This is a genomic window from Citrobacter sp. L55, from assembly GCF_002850715.1.
In the GTDB taxonomy this organism is placed as follows: domain Bacteria; phylum Pseudomonadota; class Gammaproteobacteria; order Enterobacterales; family Enterobacteriaceae; genus Citrobacter; species Citrobacter braakii.
In genome coordinates, this window is the sequence record NZ_KZ559404.1 from 198661 (window position 1) to 221905 (window position 23245).

22 protein-coding genes are annotated in these 23245 nt (G+C 51.5%); 18 read left to right on the forward strand and 4 right to left on the reverse strand.

The annotated features are described in order from the left end of the window. Positions 1 to 140: 140 nt before the first annotated feature. Together prs and dauA are read left to right on the forward strand one after the other, a co-directional pair. A complete protein-coding gene (prs, locus tag B9P82_RS14515; protein ID WP_001518537.1) occupies positions 141 to 1088 on the forward strand; it encodes a ribose-phosphate diphosphokinase in 948 nt (315 codons plus the stop codon). Positions 1089 to 1212: 124 nt separating this feature from the next. Then, positions 1213 to 2895, forward strand: a complete 1683-nt coding sequence (gene dauA / locus B9P82_RS14520; protein WP_029139565.1) for a C4-dicarboxylic acid transporter DauA — start codon at positions 1213 to 1215, stop codon at positions 2893 to 2895. 97 nt (positions 2896 to 2992) lie between these two features. On the opposite strand, the gene B9P82_RS14525 is transcribed toward dauA, so the two are convergent. Together B9P82_RS14525 and B9P82_RS14530 are read right to left on the reverse strand one after the other, a co-directional pair. Further along, on the reverse strand, positions 2993 to 4456 hold the full coding sequence (locus tag B9P82_RS14525) for a pyridoxal phosphate-dependent decarboxylase family protein (protein WP_016156743.1): 1464 nt from the start codon (positions 4454 to 4456) through the stop codon (positions 2993 to 2995). Positions 4457 to 4471: 15 nt separating this feature from the next. Next, the gene (locus B9P82_RS14530) at positions 4472 to 5857 is read right to left on the reverse strand and encodes a diaminobutyrate--2-oxoglutarate transaminase (RefSeq protein WP_019076946.1); all 1386 of its coding nucleotides are present in this window, start codon (positions 5855 to 5857) and stop codon (positions 4472 to 4474) included. Positions 5858 to 6468: 611 nt separating this feature from the next. Between B9P82_RS14530 and lysC the strand changes: the two genes are divergently transcribed. After that, positions 6469 to 7830 carry a lysine-sensitive aspartokinase 3 gene (gene lysC / locus B9P82_RS14535; RefSeq protein ID WP_094761141.1) on the forward strand — a complete coding sequence of 454 codons (1362 nt, stop codon included), beginning with the start codon at positions 6469 to 6471 and terminating at the stop codon, positions 7828 to 7830. 124 nt (positions 7831 to 7954) lie between these two features. Here lysC and ychH read toward each other — a convergent pair whose 3' ends face one another. Beyond that, on the reverse strand, positions 7955 to 8236 hold the full coding sequence (gene ychH / locus B9P82_RS14540) for a stress-induced protein YchH (RefSeq protein ID WP_016153301.1): 282 nt from the start codon (positions 8234 to 8236) through the stop codon (positions 7955 to 7957). 274 nt (positions 8237 to 8510) lie between these two features. Between ychH and pth the strand changes: the two genes are divergently transcribed. Further along, positions 8511 to 9095 carry an aminoacyl-tRNA hydrolase gene (pth, locus tag B9P82_RS14545; RefSeq protein ID WP_016153302.1) on the forward strand — a complete coding sequence of 195 codons (585 nt, stop codon included), beginning with the start codon at positions 8511 to 8513 and terminating at the stop codon, positions 9093 to 9095. Between the two features lie 115 nt (positions 9096 to 9210). Next, positions 9211 to 10305, forward strand: a complete 1095-nt coding sequence (ychF, locus tag B9P82_RS14550; RefSeq protein ID WP_016153303.1) for a redox-regulated ATPase YchF — start codon at positions 9211 to 9213, stop codon at positions 10303 to 10305. Positions 10306 to 10694: 389 nt separating this feature from the next. Here ychF and B9P82_RS14555 read toward each other — a convergent pair whose 3' ends face one another. After that, positions 10695 to 11744: an alpha/beta hydrolase gene (locus tag B9P82_RS14555; protein WP_101700525.1), complete on the reverse strand. Its 1050-nt coding sequence runs from the start codon at positions 11742 to 11744 to the stop codon at positions 10695 to 10697. Between the two features lie 219 nt (positions 11745 to 11963). On the opposite strand from B9P82_RS14555, the gene B9P82_RS14560 reads away from it, so the two are divergent. The 13 genes from B9P82_RS14560 to B9P82_RS29425 all read left to right on the forward strand — a co-directional run bounded on the left by B9P82_RS14560 (position 11964) and on the right by B9P82_RS29425 (position 22967). Continuing rightward, the gene (locus B9P82_RS14560; RefSeq protein ID WP_049282242.1) at positions 11964 to 12644 is read left to right on the forward strand and encodes a heavy metal response regulator transcription factor; all 681 of its coding nucleotides are present in this window, start codon (positions 11964 to 11966) and stop codon (positions 12642 to 12644) included. Positions 12645 to 12659: 15 nt separating this feature from the next. Further along, positions 12660 to 14129, forward strand: a complete 1470-nt coding sequence (locus B9P82_RS14565) for a heavy metal sensor histidine kinase (RefSeq protein ID WP_101700526.1) — start codon at positions 12660 to 12662, stop codon at positions 14127 to 14129. A 70-nt stretch (positions 14130 to 14199) separates the two neighbouring features. Next, positions 14200 to 14850 (forward strand): flavodoxin, encoded by a 651-nt coding sequence (locus tag B9P82_RS14570; RefSeq protein ID WP_371412085.1) that lies wholly within the window; start codon positions 14200 to 14202, stop codon positions 14848 to 14850. A 51-nt stretch (positions 14851 to 14901) separates the two neighbouring features. Continuing rightward, positions 14902 to 15549, forward strand: a complete 648-nt coding sequence (locus B9P82_RS14575; RefSeq protein ID WP_101700562.1) for a DUF4405 domain-containing protein — start codon at positions 14902 to 14904, stop codon at positions 15547 to 15549. Between the two features lie 107 nt (positions 15550 to 15656). Further along, on the forward strand, positions 15657 to 16136 hold the full coding sequence (locus B9P82_RS14580) for a (R)-mandelonitrile lyase (RefSeq protein WP_016153327.1): 480 nt from the start codon (positions 15657 to 15659) through the stop codon (positions 16134 to 16136). Next, positions 16114 to 16875, forward strand: coding sequence for a carboxymuconolactone decarboxylase family protein (locus tag B9P82_RS14585; protein WP_101700528.1), 762 nt, complete (start codon positions 16114 to 16116; stop codon positions 16873 to 16875). The genes B9P82_RS14580 and B9P82_RS14585 overlap by 23 nt, the downstream gene beginning before the upstream one ends. Before the next feature lie 135 nt (positions 16876 to 17010). Next, positions 17011 to 18075, forward strand: a complete 1065-nt coding sequence (locus B9P82_RS14590; protein WP_047389853.1) for an alpha/beta hydrolase — start codon at positions 17011 to 17013, stop codon at positions 18073 to 18075. 365 nt (positions 18076 to 18440) lie between these two features. After that, the gene (locus tag B9P82_RS14595; protein ID WP_065554730.1) at positions 18441 to 19088 is read left to right on the forward strand and encodes a thermostable hemolysin; all 648 of its coding nucleotides are present in this window, start codon (positions 18441 to 18443) and stop codon (positions 19086 to 19088) included. Continuing rightward, positions 19078 to 20514 (forward strand): AMP-binding protein, encoded by a 1437-nt coding sequence (locus B9P82_RS14600; protein WP_047416679.1) that lies wholly within the window; start codon positions 19078 to 19080, stop codon positions 20512 to 20514. The genes B9P82_RS14595 and B9P82_RS14600 overlap by 11 nt, the downstream gene beginning before the upstream one ends. A gap of 2 nt (positions 20515 to 20516) precedes the next feature. Further along, positions 20517 to 21182, forward strand: a complete 666-nt coding sequence (locus B9P82_RS14605) for a TenA family transcriptional regulator (protein ID WP_047416676.1) — start codon at positions 20517 to 20519, stop codon at positions 21180 to 21182. Next, positions 21160 to 21975 carry an SDR family oxidoreductase gene (locus B9P82_RS14610; RefSeq protein WP_230852504.1) on the forward strand — a complete coding sequence of 272 codons (816 nt, stop codon included), beginning with the start codon at positions 21160 to 21162 and terminating at the stop codon, positions 21973 to 21975. Before B9P82_RS14605 ends, B9P82_RS14610 begins: the two co-directional genes overlap by 23 nt. After that, entirely contained in the window at positions 21972 to 22589 is a 618-nt protein-coding gene (locus B9P82_RS14615; RefSeq protein WP_109017614.1) for a tetratricopeptide repeat protein, read from the forward strand. Before B9P82_RS14610 ends, B9P82_RS14615 begins: the two co-directional genes overlap by 4 nt. A 285-nt stretch (positions 22590 to 22874) precedes the next feature. After that, positions 22875 to 22967: a hypothetical protein gene (locus B9P82_RS29425; protein WP_353057862.1), complete on the forward strand. Its 93-nt coding sequence runs from the start codon at positions 22875 to 22877 to the stop codon at positions 22965 to 22967. Positions 22968 to 23245 lie beyond the last annotated feature (278 nt).

Here is a 23245-nt window from a genome sequence, read left to right on the forward strand (position 1 = left end):
CTGAGTTGCGGTGACAACGTCACCCTGTTCCAGACGTTGCATCGCGCTCTTTAATACACCGCATGGAGAGGATACTGCCTGGCCCGCACAGTTTTCGGCAGATTCTTTCCACCAATGGACGCATGCCTGAGGTTCTTCTCGTGCCTGATATGAAGCTTTTTGCTGGTAACGCCACCCCGGAACTAGCACAACGTATTGCCAACCGCCTGTACACTTCACTCGGCGACGCCGCTGTAGGTCGCTTTAGCGACGGCGAAGTCAGCGTACAAATTAATGAAAATGTACGCGGTGGTGATATTTTCATCATCCAGTCCACTTGTGCCCCTACTAACGACAACCTGATGGAATTGGTCGTTATGGTTGATGCGCTGCGCCGTGCTTCCGCAGGCCGTATCACCGCCGTTATTCCTTACTTCGGCTATGCACGTCAGGATCGTCGCGTACGTTCCGCTCGTGTACCGATTACTGCTAAAGTCGTCGCTGATTTCCTGTCCAGCGTTGGCGTTGACCGCGTCCTCACCGTTGACCTGCATGCTGAACAGATCCAGGGCTTCTTTGACGTACCGGTTGATAACGTATTCGGTAGCCCGATTCTGTTAGAAGACATGCTGCAGCTGAATCTGGACAACCCGATTGTGGTTTCTCCGGACATCGGTGGCGTCGTGCGTGCCCGCGCTATCGCTAAACTGCTGAACGATACCGACATGGCTATCATCGACAAACGACGCCCGCGCGCGAACGTTTCTCAGGTGATGCATATTATTGGTGACGTTGCAGGTCGTGACTGCGTGCTGGTTGATGATATGATCGATACCGGCGGTACGCTGTGTAAAGCAGCAGAAGCACTGAAAGAACGTGGTGCAAAACGCGTATTTGCTTACGCTACCCACCCGATCTTCTCAGGTAATGCGGCAAACAACCTGCGCAATTCAGTGATTGATGAAGTCGTTGTCTGTGACACTATTCCACTGACTGACGAAATCAAAGCACTGCCAAACGTGCGTACATTGACCCTGTCGGGTATGCTGGCCGAAGCGATTCGTCGTATCAGCAACGAAGAATCCATCTCTGCTATGTTCGAACATTAATCGAGCCCGGCTCAAAAACCCGCTGCGGCGGGTTTTTTTATCTGCAACATCTATTTGTATGACTTATGCCTCCTTCACCTGCCATTTAGTTGACAGATGATGCGCTCATGGATGAAACATTATTGTGAACAGATTATTTTCCTCACATGTGATGCCTTTCCGCGCCCTCATCGACGCTTGTTGGAAAGAAAAATATACCGCTTCTCGCTTTACCCGCGACCTGATCGCCGGGATAACCGTTGGGATCATTGCCATTCCGCTGGCGATGGCCCTGGCAATAGGCAGTGGCGTGGCGCCGCAGTACGGCTTGTATACCTCAGCCGTGGCTGGGATTGTTATCGCCCTTACCGGGGGTTCACGTTTTAGCGTATCTGGACCAACTGCCGCCTTCGTGGTGATTCTGTATCCGGTGTCGCAACAGTTTGGGCTGGCAGGCCTGCTGGTCGCAACGCTAATGTCCGGGATATTCCTGATCCTTTTCGGCCTCGCCCGTTTTGGTCGCCTGATCGAATATATCCCGGTATCCGTTACGTTAGGTTTTACATCGGGTATTGGTATCACCATCGGTACCATGCAGATTAAAGATTTTCTCGGTCTGCAAATGGCCCATGTCCCGGAGCACTACCTGCAAAAGGTCGGCGCGCTGTTTATGGCCCTGCCAACCCTCAACGTTGGCGATGCCGCAATTGGCGTGGTGACGCTGGGGATCCTGATTTTCTGGCCGCGTCTGGGGATCCGACTGCCGGGCCACCTTCCTGCGCTGCTGGCAGGCTGTGCGGTAATGGGGATTGTGAACCTGACCGGCGGCCATGTCGCCACCATCGGTTCTCAGTTCCACTACATTCTGGCTGATGGCTCGCAGGGTAATGGCATCCCGCAGTTGCTGCCGCAACTGGTATTACCGTGGGACATGCCGGAGTCAAACTTTACCCTGAGCTGGAGTTCGTTACAGGCGCTGTTACCGGCCGCCTTCTCCATGGCGATGCTCGGGGCGATTGAATCTCTACTGTGCGCCGTCGTACTTGATGGGATGACTGGCACCAAGCATAAAGCCAACAGTGAGCTGATTGGCCAGGGCCTGGGTAACATCGTGGCACCGTTCTTCGGTGGTATCACCGCCACGGCGGCAATTGCCCGTTCTGCGGCAAACGTCCGCGCCGGGGCGACCTCACCAATTTCAGCGGTCATCCACGCGATTCTGGTGATCCTTGCCCTGCTGGTGCTTGCGCCGCTGCTTTCCTGGTTACCGCTTTCCGCCATGGCCGCCCTGCTGCTGATGGTGGCATGGAACATGAGTGAAGCGCATAAAGTGGTGGATCTGCTGCGTCATGCGCCAAAAGACGACATCATTGTCATGCTTATGTGTATGTCGCTGACCGTGCTATTCGACATGGTGATCGCCATCAGCGTCGGTATCGTTCTCGCCTCCCTGCTGTTTATGCGTCGTATCGCGCGCATGACGCGTCTGGCGCCGGTCAACGTAGATGTACCTGACGATGTGCTGGTGCTGCGCGTTATTGGCCCACTTTTCTTTGCCGCTGCGGAGGGATTATTTACCGATCTCGAATCGCGTATTGCAGGTAAACGTATTGTGGTCTTAAAGTGGGACGCGGTCCCGGTACTGGATGCCGGTGGTCTGGACGCTTTCCAGCGTTTTGTAAAACGCCTCCCGGAAGGGTGTGAACTGCGGATCAGTAATCTGGAATTCCAGCCGTTACGTACCATGGCGCGCGCGGGCATTCAGCCGATTGCCGGACGCCTGACGTTCTTCCCGAATAAAGACGCCGCGCTGGCAGATATCAGCTGACGTGTAGCCCAGCCAGGCGAAGCGCCGCCGGACTACAAATGACAGGCAAAAAAATGGCTCCCGTGTGTGGGAGCCATTTTTATAATCAGCTTATTGCTTACGCGTTCAGCAGTTGCTCAGCTGTCGCTTTCACGCTTGCCAGCAGGACTTTGACATCCTCCAGACACACCGTTGGGTTCAGCAGCGTCAGCTTCAGGCAGGTTACGCCATCCGCTTCGGTCACGCCAACATTGGCGCTACCAGAAGCCAGCAGAACGTCGCCAATACGCTGGTTCAACAGCGCAACGAACGCCATGTCGTCACTGTGCGGACGGAAACGGAACAGCACGCTTGCCAGTTGCGGCTCCATCACCAGTTCCAGATGCGGCTGAGTTTTCACAAACGCAGCCACATCACGCGCCAGCGTTACGCCGTTATCAATGATTTCGGCATACTGCTTTTTGCCCAGCGCTTCGAGCCCCATCCACAGCTTCAGCGCGTCAAAACGGCGCGTGGTCTGCAGCGATTTCGACACCAGATTCGGTACGCCCGCCTCTTCATCAAAATCAGAGTTCAGGTACGCCGCCTGGTAACGCATCAGCTCGTAATGACGCGCGTCTTTCAGCAGGAACGCGCCGCAGCTGATGGTCTGGAAGAACTGTTTGTGGAAGTCCAGCGTCACGGAATCCGCCAGTTCAAGGCCGTTCAGGAAGTGACGATACTGCTCAGAAAGCAGTAACGCCCCGCCCCATGCTGCATCCACATGCATCCAGATCTGGTGTTCTGCCGCCAGCGCCGCAATGTCCGCTAACGGGTCGATCGCACCCGCATCGGTAGTACCAGCAGTGGCGACAATCGCCATCACCTGTTCGCCGTTGGCTTTCGCCTGGGCCAGCTTGTCTTTCAGGTCAGCCAGATCCATGCGTGAGAACGCATCAGTCTTCACCTGGGTGACGGAACGGTAACCCAGCCCCATCAGCGCCATGTTCTTCTGCACAGAGAAGTGCGCGCTTTCAGAGCAAAATACTTTAATTTTACTCAGGTCGCCGGTCAGACCATTCTGCTGAATGGAATGCCCCTGGCGGGCAAAGAAGGCGTCGCGCGCCAGCATCAGGCCCATCAGGTTGCTCTGGGTGCCGCCGCTGGTGAACACGCCCGCGTCGCCTGCCGCATAGCCCACCTGCTCACGCAACCATTCGATCAGTTTGATCTCAATGATGGTCGCCGACGGGCTCTGATCCCAGGAGTCCATACTCTGGTTGGTGGCGTTGATCAGCACTTCTGCCGCCTGGCTAATCACCAGGCTCGGGCAGTGCAGGTGCGCCACGCACTGCGCATGGTGAACCAACAAGCTGTCTTTCAGAAAGTATTCAACCGCACGCTCAATAGCGGCCTGGTTGCCCAGGCCCTGAGACGTAAAATTCAGGTTGATACGTTCGCGCAGTTGCTCAACGGTTTTGCCCTGATACATCTCAGGTTGCTTCAACCATTCAACGACCGCTTGCGTACTCTGCTCGATAGCGTCCTGGTAGGCAGCAATGCTTTGTGCCGAGCCGGACAGAATCGGATTTACGTCTGACATTCGATCCAACTCCGTTTAAACCGGCTTCACGCCAGCGCCCAGCAGGGCATTTTCGAATTTATCGAGGAAAATCTCCAGCTCTGCGTTGGTGATCAACAGAGACGGCAGCAGACGCAGTACGCAACCGTTACGGCCGCCACGCTCCAGAATCAGGCCGTTTTCGAAACATTTTTTCTGCAGCAGCGCGGAAAGCTCTCCATCGGCCGGGTAGCAGCCCATGTGATCCTGCGCTTCGTTCGGCTTAACGATTTCCAGACCAATCATCAGGCCCAGACCACGTACCTGGCCGATAACCGGGTAACGTTTCTGCAGGTCAGTCAGTTTGCCTTTCAGCCACTCGCCCTGGGCAGCAACTTTATCGGCAATCTTGTCGTCTTTGAGGATTTTCAGCGTTGTCAGACCGGTCGCCATCGCCAGTTGGTTGCCGCGGAAGGTGCCAGTGTGATGGCCCGGGGCCCAAGCATCGAACTGCTTTTTAATGCCCAGTACCGCCAGTGGCAGACCGCCACCAACCGCTTTGGACATCACGATGATATCCGGCTCAATACCGGCGTGTTCGAAGGCGAACAGTTTACCCGTGCGCGCGAAGCCTGCCTGAACTTCATCGATAATCAGCAGAATGCCGTGTTCCTGGGTCACTTTACGAATACGCTGCAGCCACTCGATCGGAGCCGGGTTTACCCCGCCTTCGCCCTGCACCGCTTCGAGGATCACGGCAGCCGGTTTACGCACGCCGCTCTCAACGTCGTTGATCAGGTTTTCGAAGTAGTAGGTCAATGCTTTGACGCCAGCGTCGCCGCCGATACCCAGCGGGCAACGGTACTGATGCGGATACGGCATAAACTGCACTTCCGCCATCATGTTGCTGACGGCTTCTTTCGGCGACAGGTTGCCGGTCACGGACAGCGCGCCGTGGGTCATCCCGTGGTAGCCACCGGAGAAGCTGATGATGCTGGAACGGCCGGTAACTTTCTTCGCCAGCTTCAGCGCCGCTTCAACGGCATCGGCACCGGACGGCCCGGTGAACTGCAGGCAATACTCTTTGCCCTGGCCCGGTAATAAAGAAAGTAAATACGATGAGAATTCATCTTTTAACGGTGTGGTAAGGTCAAGCGTATGTAACGGTAAGCCGCTTGTGATGACACTTTGAATGCTCTGCAGCACTTCAGGATGATTATGACCAAGCGCCAGGGTTCCGGCACCTGCCAGGCAATCAAGATATTGATTATTTTCTACGTCAGTAATCCAGACGCCCTGCGCTTTAGCAATCGCTAATGGCAGTTTACGTGGATAGCTGCGGACATTAGATTCAAACTCAGCCTGTCTTGCTAAAAAGGTATCATTGCTCTGTGGTAATGAATTAGCACTTAAAGTATCAATACGGACTTTATCCGTCATCATATCACTCCTACAACCAGGTGTAGATTAACGCCTGATTGAATAAATGGTTATAAGGGTTACCTGTAAAAAAGCGCGGCTAATATATGTTGTTTTAGCCCTGGACTCAATCATTTATTTTTCAACACATTTAGCGGGTGTTTTTTCTTTATAATTCAAAGTGTAACAGCCACCCTTCATTACGAAATCCTAAAGAAATATATCTATTTAATTAACAATTACCGTAGCCAATTGCAACGCATACGATGTTATAAAAACCATGTAATTTTCATGTTTTTATTATTTTTTTACACGTTTTTACCATTAATAATGTACGCGTTTTCTTGTTACGACATGATTTTTCACTTATTTGTCGATAAATCGAATAAAAAAGTCGATCCCTAAATATAAATCACTTAGTATGGCGCGCTTATTTGCAGGCTATGTAAATAAAATTAATGCGCAGCACCCGGTAACGCGTACAGGCGACACGCGTTTTCGACAACAGGAATTCCCTGGGTTGTCAGCAGAAATGTTCGCGGGCGGACATTTCGTAAGGCGAACACCGTTTCCCCTTATGCCGAGAATGAAAATTTTCTAGCCATACTTTTATGGCGCCCTGATATGAGATTGTTATGACTCGCATTTATCCACCATCCGTCGTTGCCAAATTTGGCGGCACCAGCGTCGCTGATTTTGATGCGATGAACCGAAGCGCCAGCATTGTCCTTGCTGATCAAGATGTCCGTTTAGTCGTACTGTCTGCTTCTGCAGGCGTTACAAACTTACTGGTCGAGCTTTCTGAAGGTCTGGAAACGCATCAACAATTAGATAAGCTTGAGACCTTACGCGCCATCCAATACAACATTATTTCCCGCCTGAAGCAGCCGTCCGTTATCAGCACGGAAATCGATAATCTTCTCAACAACATCCGCCATCTTGCACAAACGGCGACCGTTTCACCGTCTGATGCGCTAAGCGATGAATTGGTCAGTCACGGCGAGCTGATGTCCTCTTTACTGTTTACTGAAGTCTTACGTGAACGGCATGCCGAGGCCGGGTGGTTTGACGCCCGCAGCGTGATGCGTACCAACTCGAGTTTCGGCTGCGCCGAACCCGAACTCAGTACCTTGCACCACCTGGTGGAGACTCACCTGCGCCCTCGTCTTGAGCAAGCGATTATGGTGACCCAGGGGTTTATCGGCCGGGATGCCGCAGGGCATACCACTACGCTGGGACGCGGTGGTAGTGATTACACGGCGACGCTTCTCGGTGAGGCGCTTCACGCCGCACGCGTGGACATCTGGACCGATGTCGCAGGGATCTACACCACCGATCCGCGCATTGCGCCGCGGGCCAAACGGATTGACCACATCTCATTTTCCGAGGCCAGCGATATGGCCGCCTTCGGTGCGAAGGTCCTCCACCCGGCTACGCTGCTTCCGGCAATGCGCAAAAGCATTCCGGTTTTTGTTGGCTCAAGTAAGGATACGGCTGCCGGTGGTACGCTGGTGCATAACACCACCGACAACCCACCTCGCTATCGTGCGCTTGCCGTGCGCCGTAAACAGACGCTGTTGCGATTACATAGTCTGGAGACACAACCGTCCGGTTCTTTCCTGGCGCAGTCCTTCGCCATTTTAGCTCGCCACGCGGTCACGGTGGATTTGGTTACAACCTCAGAGAACAGTATTGCGCTGGCGCTGGACGCGACTCACGCAACCTCAGGTGAAGATCATATACTGACCAGCGCATTGTTTACCGCATTGTCCTCCCACTGTCGTGTGGAAGTGGAAACCGGACTGGCATTAGTGACTTTGGTGGGGAATCGGCTGACTCAGGCGGCGGGGGTTTGCAAAGACGTTTTTGCCTGGCTTGAAGAGCATACGGTGCGAATGATTTGCCACGGCGCGTCAAATGACAACCTGTGTTTCCTGTTGCCCGCTGAAGACGCGGATAGCGCGGTTAAAACGTTACATTATCGGTTATTCGAATAACGTTTCTTATATTCCGTAGCGAATATAAAAGTGCTTTCTATGCAAGGATAATGAACAAGCAGAGTCCTGGTTTTTCAACCAGGACTTTGTATTCAAACCGCAGCCCTTTCTGCCGGGAAACGATTTAGTTATGACGATGAGTGGTATCACCGCGACGACAGCGTTTGTCATAATGGCGTACCCACCAGTAACGGTCACTGATTTGCTCGTGCCCGCCCACTCTGGCTCCCGCCAACCACAGAACACCACCTACAAAAATACTGAGCACAGCACCATGTGCGAAAAACTGTGGCAGATTAAATTGCGGCAATTGGTTTAAAATAGAGTAACCAACACCCCCCACCATCACCACCAACCCTAAAGCCATGAGCACGTTACCGAGTAACGAAGCGTTTTTGCGTTTCATGTGTCACCTCCGGAACTTTGGGTTGCTACAGGGAATACCCCTAATCCTTATGTGTAAAGTATAGACAACACTGCCGTTCGCAAGTGCGGGAGCGATCACAATTACAAACACTCGCGCAACAAAACTTTACAAATAAGCTACTGAACATACTCAATTTCTAATAGTCCATTTGTGCAATTATTCAGTTTTTGGCGATTAGAACGCAGTTTTTTGTCAAGAGCAGCATCAGACAGTAAACTACACGTCGTTTATGGAAACACTCAGGACAAAACACGTGACGATTAAATTGATTGTCGGCCTGGCGAACCCCGGCGCAGAGTATGCGGCAACGCGACACAACGCAGGCGCATGGTATGTCGATTTACTGGCAGAGAGATTACGCGCGCCCCTGCGTGATGAGCCGAAATTCTTCGGCTACACCTCCAGAGTAACGCTCGAAGGGGAAGATGTCCGTTTGCTGGTACCGACCACATTTATGAATCTCAGCGGCAAGGCAGTGGGTGCGATGGCCAGTTTTTATCGTATCAACCCCGATGAAATTTTGGTCGCGCACGACGAATTAGACCTGCCGCCTGGCGTGGCAAAATTTAAGCTCGGTGGCGGTCATGGCGGACATAATGGCCTGAAAGACATCATCAGCAAGTTGGGCAATAACCCCAACTTTCATCGTTTACGCGTGGGAATTGGTCATCCGGGTGATAAAAACAAAGTTGTCGGATTTGTTTTAGGCAAACCGCCTGTTTCAGAACAGAAGTTAATTGATGAAGCAATTGACGAAGCGGCACGTTGTACCGAGATTTTATTCAAAGATGGTCTGACCAAGGCAACGAGCCGGTTACACACCTTTAAAGCGCAATAAGCAGCGATGTGCGGCATTTTTCTCGCGTGCTGTGTATAATAGGCAGAGTTATTTACTTTTCTACAATCTGTTTTCCATAACAGGTTGAATATCAAAAGATTAAGGTGATTTAAACATGGGATTCAAATGCGGTATCGTCGGTTTGCCAAACGTAGGCAAATCCACCCTGTTCAACGCGCTCACAAAAGCGGGTATTGAAGCGGCAAACTTCCCGTTCTGTACTATCGAGCCGAACACAGGTGTTGTCCCGATGCCCGATCCGCGTCTGGATCAGTTGGCCGAAATCGTCAAACCGCAGCGTATCCTGCCAACAACGATGGAATTCGTCGACATTGCCGGTCTGGTAAAAGGTGCGTCCAAAGGCGAAGGTCTGGGTAACCAGTTCCTGACGAACATCCGTGAAACCGAAGCTATCGGCCACGTGGTTCGCTGCTTTGAAAACGACAACATCATCCACGTTAATAACAAAGTGGATCCGGCTGACGACATTGAGGTTATCAATACCGAACTGGCGCTGTCTGACCTGGATACCTGTGAGCGCGCTATCCATCGCGTACAGAAGAAGGCTAAAGGCGGCGATAAAGACGCTAAAGCGGAACTGGCTGCACTGGAAAAATGCCTGCCACAGCTGGAAAACGCTGGCATGCTGCGTGCGTTGAAAACGCTGACCGATGAAGACAAAGCGGCTATCAAATACCTGAGCTTCCTGACGCTGAAGCCAACCATGTATATCGCCAATGTCAACGAAGACGGTTTTGAAAACAACCCATACCTCGATAAAGTGCGTGAAATCGCCGCAGCTGAAGGCTCCGTGGTTGTTGCAGTTTGCGCTGCCGTTGAAGCTGACATCGCAGAACTCGATGATGCTGACCGTGAAGAATTCATGGCTGAAATGGGTCTGGAAGAACCTGGTCTGAACCGCGTAATCCGCGCTGGTTACGAACTGCTGAACCTGCAGACCTACTTCACCGCTGGCGTGAAAGAAGTTCGTGCATGGACCATTCCTGTTGGCGCAACGGCTCCGCAGGCGGCGGGTAAAATTCATACTGACTTCGAGAAAGGCTTTATCCGCGCACAAACCATCGCTTTTGAAGATTTCATCACCTATAAAGGTGAACAAGGCGCGAAAGAAGCCGGTAAGATGCGTGCAGAAGGTAAAGATTACATCGTTAAAGATGGCGATGTGATGAACTTCCTGTTCAACGTCTAATAAAACTTCTCGTCTCATGAGGTTTCATCAAATCTCATGAATATCGAAAAAGTCTATAAAATCCACGCAATTGCGTGGATTTTTTCATTTCATAGAGTGTAAATCCATCTCGTAACGAGACAGTACAAACAAGAGCTCGTTATGCTCACCGGAATTCAATGCCGTAATGCTAAACCTAAAGTTGGCCTGTACCACGAAGTAAAACCTTACAGGCAAAAAATAATCCTCTGATGTCGCTGCCGTTTTATGAATTTCATTCATAGCGGCTATTTAATGTGCGTAATTATCTTTCCTCCCGACTTCGTTAGTCTTGGTCACATGCGGACACACTCATTATGTCCTGATATGACCAGCCTGAGTGGCTGGCCAAAGGTATCGTCTGATAGGGGTTAAATACTCTTATCGAAGAAGACGTCCAGCTTTTGCAAAGCCTTGTCGACGTACTCAGGAACCCAATACGTCTCGATATGGGTAGCGCCATCGATCAGGAAGAGTTCTTTGTCTTTTGTACCGGTGGCTTTCGCAAACGCATCTTCCGTCATATAGAGCGTATCCGCTTTTGTGCCAGCAATCATCAGCAGCGGTTTATTGATGAGATTGATATGGTCCGTAACGTCAAAACTCATCAAATCTAACAGGCTGCTTGTCGTGTATTTAAACGTAGAGTTCGGGTGCGCGTGAGTTTTCCAGTAGTACTCATAGCCCTGTCGATATAAGGCAAAGGGTAACTTAGCGATCTGTTCATCAGTCAGATTGGCATCACCGGAGTACAGGACTTCGCCTCCGGAAGCTTCCTGAGCACGTGCGTCAGAAGCCTGCTGAAGACGTTGCTGAATAGTATCCAGCTGTGAGTCCTGAAAACCGTTGCGGCGCACCAGGCCTGAATTAAACATGCTGATGGTTGCGATCGATTTAAACCGTTGATCCGTTTCGGCCGCAACAAGTGAATAACCGCCACCTCCGCAAATACCCAGCAGACCGAGGCGGGAAGTATCCACTCCCGGATACTGGCTGATGTAGTCAGCCATGCCGTGGATATCCTCGATGCGATTAGCGGGTTTATCCACGCTGCGAGGCATCCCACCGCTCGCGCCCTGATAAGCCGCGTCGGCAGTAATCGTGATGTAGCCCTGTTCGGCGAGACGCTGGGCATACAAGCCTGCGACCTGCTCTTTTACGCCGCCATTCGGATGTGCAACCACCACAGCAGGATATTTTTCGGCGGGATCGTAGTTAGCAGGGGTATAGACATTCGCAGCTATCTGAATGCCATGCAGATCGTACTTCACCGGATGAATGTTGACCTTGCCTTTGACGTTCTCAGTGATGGCACCGTCATAGGCCAGGGTGAATGGATTTTTTTTGTAATCAGCCGCATTGACTGAGGTGGCCCCGGTTATTGCCGTGAGCAGTATTGCAGTTAACAGATTGAATTTCATGGTCTCTCCCGATGAGTTTCAGGCTTGCGGATTTAAATGTGCAGACTCAGGTTAGAGAGAGAGGCCTGTCAGCATCGTGACAGGTAAATAACATTTTTGTCAGCAAGCAGGCTGAGATGGCTTCATGTTTCTGACAATGCTGTCAGGTAAGCGTCAGCTTTATGTTGGCAATCAAGAGGCAGAATAAGCCCGATTGAACAGTTAAGAGGAAATCCCGTTATGCGCCTGTTGCTAGTCGAAGATGAAGAAAAAACGTCAACCTATCTCAACCGTGCGTTGAGTGAATCCGGATTTACGGTAGATGTCTCTGCAGATGGCGCTGAAGGTCTACATTACGCACTGGAGCTTGACTACGACGCGATAATCCTTGATGTAATGCTGCCGGGGATGGATGGCTACCGGGTACTCGAGGGGGTGCGGGCCGTCAAACAAACGCCGGTACTGATGCTCTCGGCCCGCGGTTCGGTCGACGAGCGCGTCAAAGGGCTTCGGCTTGGCGCGGATGATTATCTCCCTAAGCCCTTTTCGCTGATTGAACTGGTGGCGCGCATTCAGGCACTGGTGCGTCGCCGCGCTACGGATGGCGCAGACATCACCCAGCTGCAAATTCACGATCTGCATCTCGACCTGCTGGCCCGCCGCGTATTTCGCGCCGGAACGCGACTGGAGTTGACCGCAAAAGAGTTTTCCCTGTTAAGTCTTCTGGCCCGGCATCAGGGGGAGATCCTGTCAAAAATGATGATTGCTGAGCAGATATGGGACATGAATTTTGACAGCGATGCCAATGTGGTTGAAGTCGCCATTAAACGTCTGCGAGCCAAAGTGGATGCCCCATTCGACGTCAAACTGTTACATACCGTTCGTGGCATGGGGTATGTCCTCGAAGTCCGGTCGGAATAAATGAAGAGGCTCAGCATGCCTAAACGTTCCATCTCCGTTCACCTGGCGCTGATGTTTGCCTTATCCGCGCTGCTGATTGTGTCCATTATCGGCATCTTGCTCAGAAGCTCCTTACATGACTCTTTGCAAAAGCAGATGCACAACGAACTGTTGTTCCGGGAATCATTAATGAGTCCGTGGATCGCCGCACGAACCTCGGCTGACGGCTGGTCGACGTTGGCTAATAAATTTACTCTGCTAACCAATTCTGAAGGTGAGCGCGTTCGCTACTGGATAGTGAGCGATAACCCGCGCTTTAGCATGGGGGGAATACCACCGGTGGGCGTTCAGTGGTCTTCTTTGCAGGAGGGATTTAATAAAGTGCCCGGCGCATCGGAAGGTGCATGCTCACTGTTCCTGTTAGTGAAAACCATCCCCGCCAACGGTGAAAGGCCTGAGCTGCGCTATGTGGTTGCCATCGACTCTACGCCGTATATGGGCACACTTGATGCGTTCACACGGACGCTGCTGATTATTGCCGCGCTGGGCGTACTGATTGTCGCCTTACTGGGATACGTTGTTTCACGGATTGGCCTGCGTCCGGTGGGCATGCTCAGTCAGCAGGCACAACACCTTGCACCAGGTGACCATGGCCAGCGCCTGAATACCTGCGCGTTGCCCGAAGAACTGCAGCAACTGGCATCATCATTTAACGGTGTGTTAGAGCGTCAGGAAATCGCCTGGCGACAGCTCGAGAGCTTTAATGCCGATGTTGCGCATGAACTTCGTACCCCGCTGACTAACCTGATCGGTCAGACGCAACTCGGGCTATCACGCCGACGTTCACAAGATGAACTGGAAGAGTTATTGGGTTCCAATCTGGAAGAGCTTGAACGCATGACGTCGATAGTTAACGACATGCTGTTCCTGTCGCACGCGCACGCGGGTGAACATGCTTCCCAGCTTACGCAAGTCTCCCTGCGAGAAGAAACCCTGAAAACAGCGGAATATGTTGAACCCTCTTTTGCTGAAAAACAGCTTTCGCTGGAGGTTGAGGGCGACGTCACGGCGCATATCGACAGGCGGCTGTTTCATCGTTCACTGGCTAATTTGCTGGAAAATAGCGCCAGGCATTCCCCCTCCAATAGCACGGTTACGGTGCGCTTAAGCGAAAAAGGCAATCAAGCTTGTGTAGACGTTTCTAACCCTGGCGATCCGATAGCGCCAGAGCACTTACACCGGCTTTTCGAACGGTTCTATCGTGTTGACACCTCCCGAGCCAGGAGTGATACCCATCATGGGCTGGGCCTGTCGATCGTCCGCGCCGTCGCCATTATGCACCGGGGAGATGTCTTTGCCCGTAGCGAGAACGGTATCAATACCTTTGGCCTGACGTTTGCTAAACAGCCTGACGCTATCCGACCCGGGAGACTGATTTCAGAGACAAAATCGGGATCTCCGCGCGCAAAGACTTCTGACAAAATTGTCAGAGAGTCGTCAGTCTGATGTCAGGCTATCTGCGCCAGAATCACTGCTGATACTCACCACGGCTGATTGAAGGAATGAAACAGTGAGAATGAAAAAGGTATTTAGCGGGTTTCTGGCGATGATGGTCATGGGGCTTCTGGGGCAGCCCGCGTTCGCATCAGAGGATTCATCCGCACACGCCCGCACGCTGATTATCTACTTTTCACAGCCAGAGGAGATGAAACCTGGTGCCGTGGATGGTTTTTCCGGGGCCAGCGTATTACAAAAAAATACGCCGGAGACCGGCAGCACGCAGTTTATTGCGCAACTGATTCAGAAGCAGACTCACGGCGACCTGTTTCGCATTGAAACCGCCACTCCCTACCCTCGCCAGCATGATGCACTTTTGCGCGTTGCCGAAAAGGAACAGCAAACGAAAGCCAGACCCTCGCTAAAAACGCCGCTCCCTGACCTGAGCGATTACGACACCATTTACGTCGGCTACCCCATCTGGTGGTATACCATGCCAATGGTGATATACAGCCTCTTTGAGCAAAATGACTTTGCAGGCAAAACGGTCGTTCCCTTTACCACCCATGGTGGCAGCAGGTTAGCCGACTCCCTGCGAGAAATTGCTCGCATGCAGCCACAGGCCAAATTAATCACTCGTGCGCTCGCGATCTCGCGCAACGATATTTCAGCTCCTGACGTGCCCGCGCAGGTTGAGCAATGGGTAAAACAAGTCCAGTCACAGCGTTAATCCCTCGACATGAAGAAAATTTATATTTTCCAGGTCATGCAGGATGCGCTGATGACGTTACTTCTGCTGGTATTGATGGGATTTCACCTTCACGGTGAAATCGTGCATGAATGGGCGGGTATTATTTTTACGCTGCTCATCATGCTGCATTTATATCTTAACCGGCATCGCTTGTGGTCACTGTCGCCCAATATTCCGTTAACCATGCTGGTAGTTAACAGAATCATTAATGCAGTGACATTCGTTGTCATTCTGACCGCGATTGTCTCGGGCATGATGCTGTCCCGACATATCCTTCTGGACCAGGCGTTCCACAACCCGGCGAGCTGGGTCAGGAAAGTACACATGACGTCCGTCCACTGGGGAATGCTCATTCTGGCGCTGCATATCGGGTTGCACTGGAAAATGCTGGCGACTTTTTTCTGCCGGGTCCTGAACATCTCCAGCAATTTATTCTTTGCAAATGTCATGATGCCAGGAGTTTTTTCGCTAATCGCACTACTGGGATTGTACGAATTACTGAACCAGGACTATCTCGATTATTTGTTGATAAAGGTCGATTTCTCCTTTTTCGATTACGATGAATCTGCCCTACTTTTTTATCTACGCTACCTGGCCATTATTGTTTTATTTTCATTAATGACACGGTTTTCGCTTTGGGGCCTTATTTTTAGAAAAGACAAAGCCGCGTCACCATAATAAGGGTTAACTGACAGAATTGTCAGGCTGGCGTCAGTCTGACGACATCTCCCCCTGATTAGAATCATTGCAGACCCTCTCCATCATTGTAGATAAGGACGCTTTGCATGATCAGACATTTACGTTACCTCGGGCTGTTACTGCCCCTCTTTACGTTTTCATCCTGGGCGGCGGAGCAAAATCCCGCTGTCCATATCGCCACCGCCGGAAGCCAGAATGCGGTGTACGGGGCAGCAGAGAACTTTACCGGTCGCGTCCGGGTTGATCCTCTCTTCAAACCAGATAACGAAATTAGCGTTTCCGGGGCTTATGTCACCTTTGAGCCAGGTGCTCGTTCCGCCTGGCATACGCATCCGGCAGGCCAGCGGCTGATTGTGACCTCGGGAGTTGGGCTTACCCAACAAGAAGGCCAGCCGGTGCAGGTCATCCGCGCTGGCGACGTTGTCTCTTGCCCAGCGGGCGTCAAACACTGGCACGGGGCGGCACCCGGCAGCGCAATGACGCACCTGGCGATAACCGGGATTGTGGATGGCAAAAGCGTTAACTGGATGGAGAAAGTGACAGATGAACAATACCACGCCCATTAAGGCATTAACGGCAGCGGTACTGCTGACCTTTGGTTTGGGTCTCACGGCACATGCTGCGCCCGTCAATAAAGGAGCCTCAGAAATGAACCACGAACAAACGGTTTCAGATACGCTGTCAGCTCGCCAGCAAGCCATTCCGTTGATTGCGGCATCAATGGCCAGCAGTCAGATGGATAAGCTGAATGCGGCACTGAATCAGGGGCTTGATGCAGGACTCACGATAAACGAGACCAAAGAGATTCTCGTCCAGCTCTATGCCTATACGGGATTTCCCCGTAGCCTGAACGCGCTGAATGAACTGATGAAAGTCGTCGAAGCACGTAAACAACGTGGCGTTGAAGACGTTGAAGGTAAAGAGCCGGTCGCCGCCATCCCTGTCGGAGATGAGCTTCGCCGTGTCGGTACCGCAAACCAGACTAAAATCTCCGGCGCCCCCGTCCAGGGACCTCTGTTTGATTTTGCCCCGGTCATTAATCAATTTCTACAAACGCATCTGTTCGGCGACATTTTCGCCCGCGATAACCTCGACTGGCAAAGCCGCGAGCTGGCAACGGTTGGCGCATTAGCCGCCACGCCGGGCGTTGAAGCTCAGCTGTTATCGCATACGCGAGCCAGCATGCGAGTCGGCCTGACGGCAGCGCAACTGCGCCAACTGGCACAGGTTCTGCGTGAACATGGCGAAGAAGATGCGGCTACGCGGGCGGAACAGGCGCTGCAACAGGCGTTAGCAAACAGTTAGGCGTTCGTTTGAGACGATACGGTGCTAATCCTCCGCATTCATGAGTCTGCCAAATAAGGGCAATCAAAGGTGCTAAATAATTCACGCTGACAACTCAGATATGATTGAACGGCAAACATAACAGAGGATGTAATCTTGAAAACTGTCTTAAAAACGCTGGCCATCTGCGCGATGGCGGGTGGCATGGTGGCTCAGTCGGTATACGCCGAGCCGCTGGTCATTCAGGAACAGGGAAGCTTTTCTGCTGGTGGCACAATCATCACCGCACCAGGGAAATTTGACGCGAAAACGCCGCTGGACTCTGCGGGTCAAACCTGGCATGGCGATCATGCGTCTGTGTTCTACCAAATTCCGGAGAATCCGCATAAATACCCTATCGTCATGCTGCACGGCGCAGGCCAGTTCTCCCGCACCTGGGAAACCACCCCGGATGGTCGCGAAGGATTCCAGAACATATTCCTGCGTCGTGGATTCTCAACTTATCTTGTCGATCAGCCCCGCCGGGGCAGCGCCGGGCGCACGACGGTAGAAGGTACGGTTACGCCTAAACCGGATGAACAGATGTGGTTTAACCAGTTCCGCGTTGGCGTGTGGCCAGAGTATTTTAAGGGCGTTCAGTTTTCTCACGACAAAGAAGCCCTGAATCAGTATTTCCGTCAGATGACCCCAAATACCGGGCCGTTTGATATCAATGTTATCTCCGATGCGATGTCCGCCGTCGTGGATAAATCTGGCCCGGCTATCCTTTTCACCCACTCCCAGGGTGGCGGACCAGGCTGGTACACGGCGATGAAAAATGACAAGGTCAAAGCCATTGTCGCCTTCGAGCCTGGTAGCAGCTTTGTCTTCCCGGAGAAAGAGCTCCCTGCCCCAATGCCAAGCGCGTTCGACACGCTGAAGGGTGAACCGGTGCCGATGGAGCAGTTTATGGCACTGACTAAAATTCCGATTCTGATTATTTACGGCGATAACATCCCGGATAAACCTGTCGCCATGCCCGCGCAGGACAGCTGGCGCGTACGTCTGGCAATGGCTCGCGAGTGGCGTGACGTGGTGAACAAGCATGGCGGGGATGTCACTGTGACGCATCTGCCTGAGGAAGGAATCAAAGGGAATACCCACTTCCCGTTCTCGGATCTGAATAACGTGCAGATTGCTGATATGGTGAGTAAATTCCTGGAGGAAAAAGATCTACAATAGGAAGAGCTAGTATTGAGCCTTCATTATTGAGGGCTCAATACAATCATCAGTTATATCAAAAAAAAATAAAATGGGGGAGCGAAAGTCTGCTATAAGGGAGAGGCGGAATTTTGCTTCCCGCTAATTTCACATTATATTAAGGATAGCATCCCAGTTGGTGTTCTTTCACCATATACCCGAGCATAAATACCGGTATTTACTTCTAAAAAAGGGGCATGTCGTAAAGCCGTTAACGAAAGTGATGAATTATAGATAGAAAACCTTAAAGTTTTATTAAATTTGGAAAATTTAAATAATCAGTCATCTTAAGGTTAACATAATAATATCTCCCCATTATTGATAGGACATCTGTGAGAGGTCTTATCATGCGAATAATCTCGCCCTACACATTAAAATGGCTACATGGCGGAAGCGAACATAATGATATTTCTGCATTAATACGCGAAAACTATCATCAGGTTTACCATGCTTCACTTTCCCGCTGTATGCCCTGGCTTCTTGGTATGTATGACGCCAACGGTGAACTTAAAGCCGCATGCGGCGTCCAGGTGGCATCTCATGGAACGTTATACCTGGAACAATACCTTGATACTCCAATTGAAACGACATTATCGTCGCGGCTGGAACTGCCTGTTCCGCGTGAAGCAATTGTCGAAATCGGCAATTTCGGCGCGCGTGATGGTGCCAGCGCGCGGATTATGTATGCCGCCCTCTGTCTGTTGCTTAATCAATATCACTACGGATGGATCGTGTTTACTGGTACGAAGAAAATCCGCAACACCTTCTACCGTCTGAATCTACATCCCATTCAGTTGATGTCTGCTGATCCTGGCAGACTGGGCGATGCGGCCCTGGAATGGGGTGAGTACTACCAACATGATCCACAAATAATGGCAGGAGAACTGACTGGCGGATACACAGCGCTGAGTCAGAACACCATGCTGTTAGCCCTGTTTACGCCATTACCAGATGCCCCATGGACTGATCTTTCAGGAGGACGCCATGTTTCTTAACGCGCTTGAGCAGCAGGCTCGTCTACATCCCGATAGCGTAGCCCTGCAAGGAGAAACCCGGTTCTGGAGCTGGCGGCAATATCATGAAACCGTGATTGACACCGCAACACGATTACAGTCACTCGGAGTTAAATGTCTGGCGCTGGAAGCCGACAACAGCCCGGAGTGGGCGATCATCGATCTCGCCTGTCTGGCTTGTGGGATCATTATTATCCCTGTCCCCGCCTTCTTCACCGACGCACAAAAAGAGTGGGTACGCGCATCGGCATCGGTTGATGCGCAAATCGGCGGCGAGTTGATGGTCGGCTGGCTGAGGCATGATTTCCCATTCGGCAGACTGCAAACTCGCCAGATTACTGCTCCAACGCCCCTGCCTGCCGGGACGGCCAAAATAACGTATACCTCTGGCACTACAGGTGAACCTAAAGGCGTCTGTCTGAGCCAGGAAGGGATGTTCTGGACTGCACAAACGCTGGCCAGGGCCCTGCAGAATATCAATTCGCAAAAGCATCTGGTCACACTACCGCTCAGCATTCTGCTGGAGAATTTGTGCGGAATCTATATCCCTATGTTGCTGGGCGCACAGACAGTGGTACTGCCCTCTGCACAGATTGGATTCGCAGGTTCCAGCCAGTTTAATCCCTCTCAGTTTTTCCACGTGTTGATGAAATGGCATCCACAAAGTCTGGTGTTGGTGCCAGAACTGTTACGGGCGCTGCTCCACCTGCACCAGCAGATCCCGGAAAGCACGCAATCCTTGCGCTTTATCGCCGTCGGCGGTGGAAAAATTTCAACCCAGTTGTTGGCATTGGCGGGACAAAGCGGTCTACCGGTATTTGAAGGGTACGGCCTTTCGGAATGTGGTTCCGTTGTGGCACTGAATCTGCCTGATGCGGCAAAAGCGGGCAGCGTCGGCAAACCGTTACCGGGTATCAAGGTATCGGTTGATGCCAGTCAGCAACTGTATGTAAACAGCCCGGCCAATGCGCTGGGCTATCTGGGGACTGAACCACCCTCGCAGAATGTTGCGACTGGCGATCTCGGCAAAGTGGATGAAGAAGGATTTATATATCTTCATGGGCGTCTAAAAAATATTCAGATAAATGCTTTTGGTCGCAATTTCTCGCCAGAATGGCCGGAAGCTGAAGCAATGGCATGTTCGGCGGTCCGACGTATTGTGATCTTCGGCGAGGGATTGCGACGCAATGTTGCCCTGGTTGATGTCTTTGAAGGTCAACAGGAACTGGCCCGTGAGCAACTTCAGGCCCTCTCCGCTCGCTTGCCTGACTATGCCCGGTTCCATCGACTGCTTTTTACTTCAGTCCTGTCATCTCCCGATATGTTTACCGCCAATGGGCGTCCCCGGCGGAGCGCCATCTGGCACTCCCTGAAACAAGATATTCTCACCTGCAGTGAGGAGGAATAATCATGAGTTTTTATCAGGAACTGCAAAAACAAACCGCTGAGGACCGTCAGCGGTTACTGGCATCGCCAATCATCGCCCGCTGCCAGCAAGGCGATATTTCCCGCGCAATGTATATCCACTTTCTGACGCAGGCATATTACCACGTCAGCCATACCGTACCGCTGCTGATGTGCGCCGGCAGTCGTCTTGGTGCTTCACATGAAGCAGTGCGAGGAGCCATTGCCGAATATATTGATGAAGAGTACGGACATCAGGAATGGATCCTCAATGATATTCGCACCTGTGGTGGCGACGCGGAAAAAGTCAGAAATGGAACGCCTGGGCTGCCAATCGAAATGATGATCGCTTACCTCTACTATCGTATTGAACGAATCAATCCAATGAGCCTCTTTGGCATGGTCCAGGTACTGGAAGGTACCAGCGTGTCGATAGCATCAGCCGTTGCCGCACAAGTTGAGCATACGCTGGCGCTACCTGAGCAGGCTACCACTTATCTGCGTTCACATGGCGAGCTTGATCAGGGACATTTGCGATTTTTTGCATCTCTGATGGATACCATTACCGATAAGGACGATCAGACTGCCATTATCCACACCGCCCGTCGTGTTTATAACTTGTATGGGCAGATGCTTGAGCAACTGGGAAATGACGCAAATGAACCTGCATGACAAGACGGTTTTACTCACCGGCGCAAGCGGGGGTATCGGTCAATCGCTGGCACTGTCGCTGGCGAAAAAAGGGGCACGGCTTTGCCTTGTCGGGCGCAACGAGCAGGCAATGAAGCTTCTGCAACAGACACTTCCCTATGCGGAGCGGCACAGCATCGCGCTAATGCGTAATTATTCTGATGATGAAATCAACGCGCTGGCCGCACGATTTAGCCAGGATGGTGGGCTGGATATCCTGATAAACAATGCGGGAAGTAGTCGCTTTGCGTTGTTTGAACAGCAATCTTTTGACGATATTCGTGAGCAGATCCGCGCCAACATTGAGATCCCGGCCTTACTCACCCGTGCTTTAATGCAAAAGATGAATACACCAGGGATCGTGCTCAATATAGGGTCTATCTTTGGGGAAATTGGTCATCCAGCCTGGAGCGTTTACAGTGCGACCAAAGCAGCGACACACCGTTTTTCTGAAGCATTAGGGCGTGAATTACAGGGTAGCGGCATCACGGTACTGTATGCCGCTCCGCGTTCAACAGAAACCTTGCTGAACAACGAACATGTGTATGCCCTGAATCAGAAACTCGGCAACAGTAGCGATTCCCCCGACTTTGTTGCCGCGCGACTCACCCGTCTACTTGAAACTGAACAGAAACGCTACCGCTTTGGCGTGATGGAACGCCTGTTTGTCAAAATCAATGCCTGGTTTCCCACCGTCATCGATGGGGCATTAGGAAAGAAATTACCTGTGATTCAGTTATTTGCCAGAAAACCGCTCAAGGGAGAACATAAATGAGAATTCTACATGTACTCATTATTGCGACAGTGATACCTGTCTCTGCAATGGCGAATACGACGCTGGAAGATTTACAGCATGAGTGGTCCATTTGCCAATATCAGACGTTAGCCGCGAAAAAAGAGAGTTGTTTCAGTGCGCTCAGCCAAAAGACCCACAATGCTATTCAAGCTAACAATACCGATGCACCGTTGTTAATCTGGTCAGGTATCATTGACAGCAGTTGGGCTGGCGCCAAAGGCGGTCTTGGCGCGCTGAGCCTTGTTAAACAGGCGCGCAGTAATCTGGAAAAAGCCATTGAGATTGATCCAGGCGCATTGCAGGGGTCAGCCTGGACTAGCCTCGGTGCGCTGTATTATCAGGTACCAGGCTGGCCGATTGGTTTTGGTGATAAAGAAAAAGCCGAAGAAATGTTAAAGAAAGCGCTGGCGATCAATCCTGACGGTATTGACCCTAACTATTTTTATGGTGACTTTCTATTGCAGGAGAAAAAAAACCAGGACGCGAAGCGCTATCTGGATAAAGCACTGAAAGCTCCGGCGCGCCCAGGACGAGAGATTGCTGATAATGGACGCCGTCGTGATATTGCGAAGGATCTGGCCAGTATTAAGTAAAAAACCAGTACCCGCAGAATATACTGTGCCGCCCACTGTTCCCTGTGAACGGTACAGATATTCCCTTTTTCCTTTGACGAGAATAGCCATCACTGTGGTGATGCCTTCGTCTTTTTCAGGCTTGTCATCCACACCCAGCTCACCTATTGTAGGCGTCATTTCAGCACCGTCTGGCAGACTCTCAATTTTCTGACAGCATAGCGGACACCAAATAAGATGGGCGCTATCCATGAAATTGTTAACTACAGTGCGTAAAAAAGCCCTAATTATCTCGTTGAGTTCAAAATCAAAATGGTTGAACGCTCAGATCGACCAGAGATCTCCGTGGCGAAACTCGCTCGTGAGCATGGAATCAACGATAATCGGCTGTTCAAGTAGCCAAATGAACTGTGCCACTACAGAACCACACCTGACGAAGCGATACAAGCTTCGAACGCAGTCTTAGCAATTGTATCGTGAACATGATTCTGATCGCGCTTAGGCAAATCATCGAGGTTATTCATGATTGTTTTCCAGTTTATGTAAATGAAGACCTAAGTCATTTCCTTACGGATTGTAAGTTATATTACACGAGCATATCTACCAATAGCCCTGTGTTGCGTCCATCGGTTGAACTCACAGCGAAAAGCGGACGTTCTGAATTTATTCTTACATCG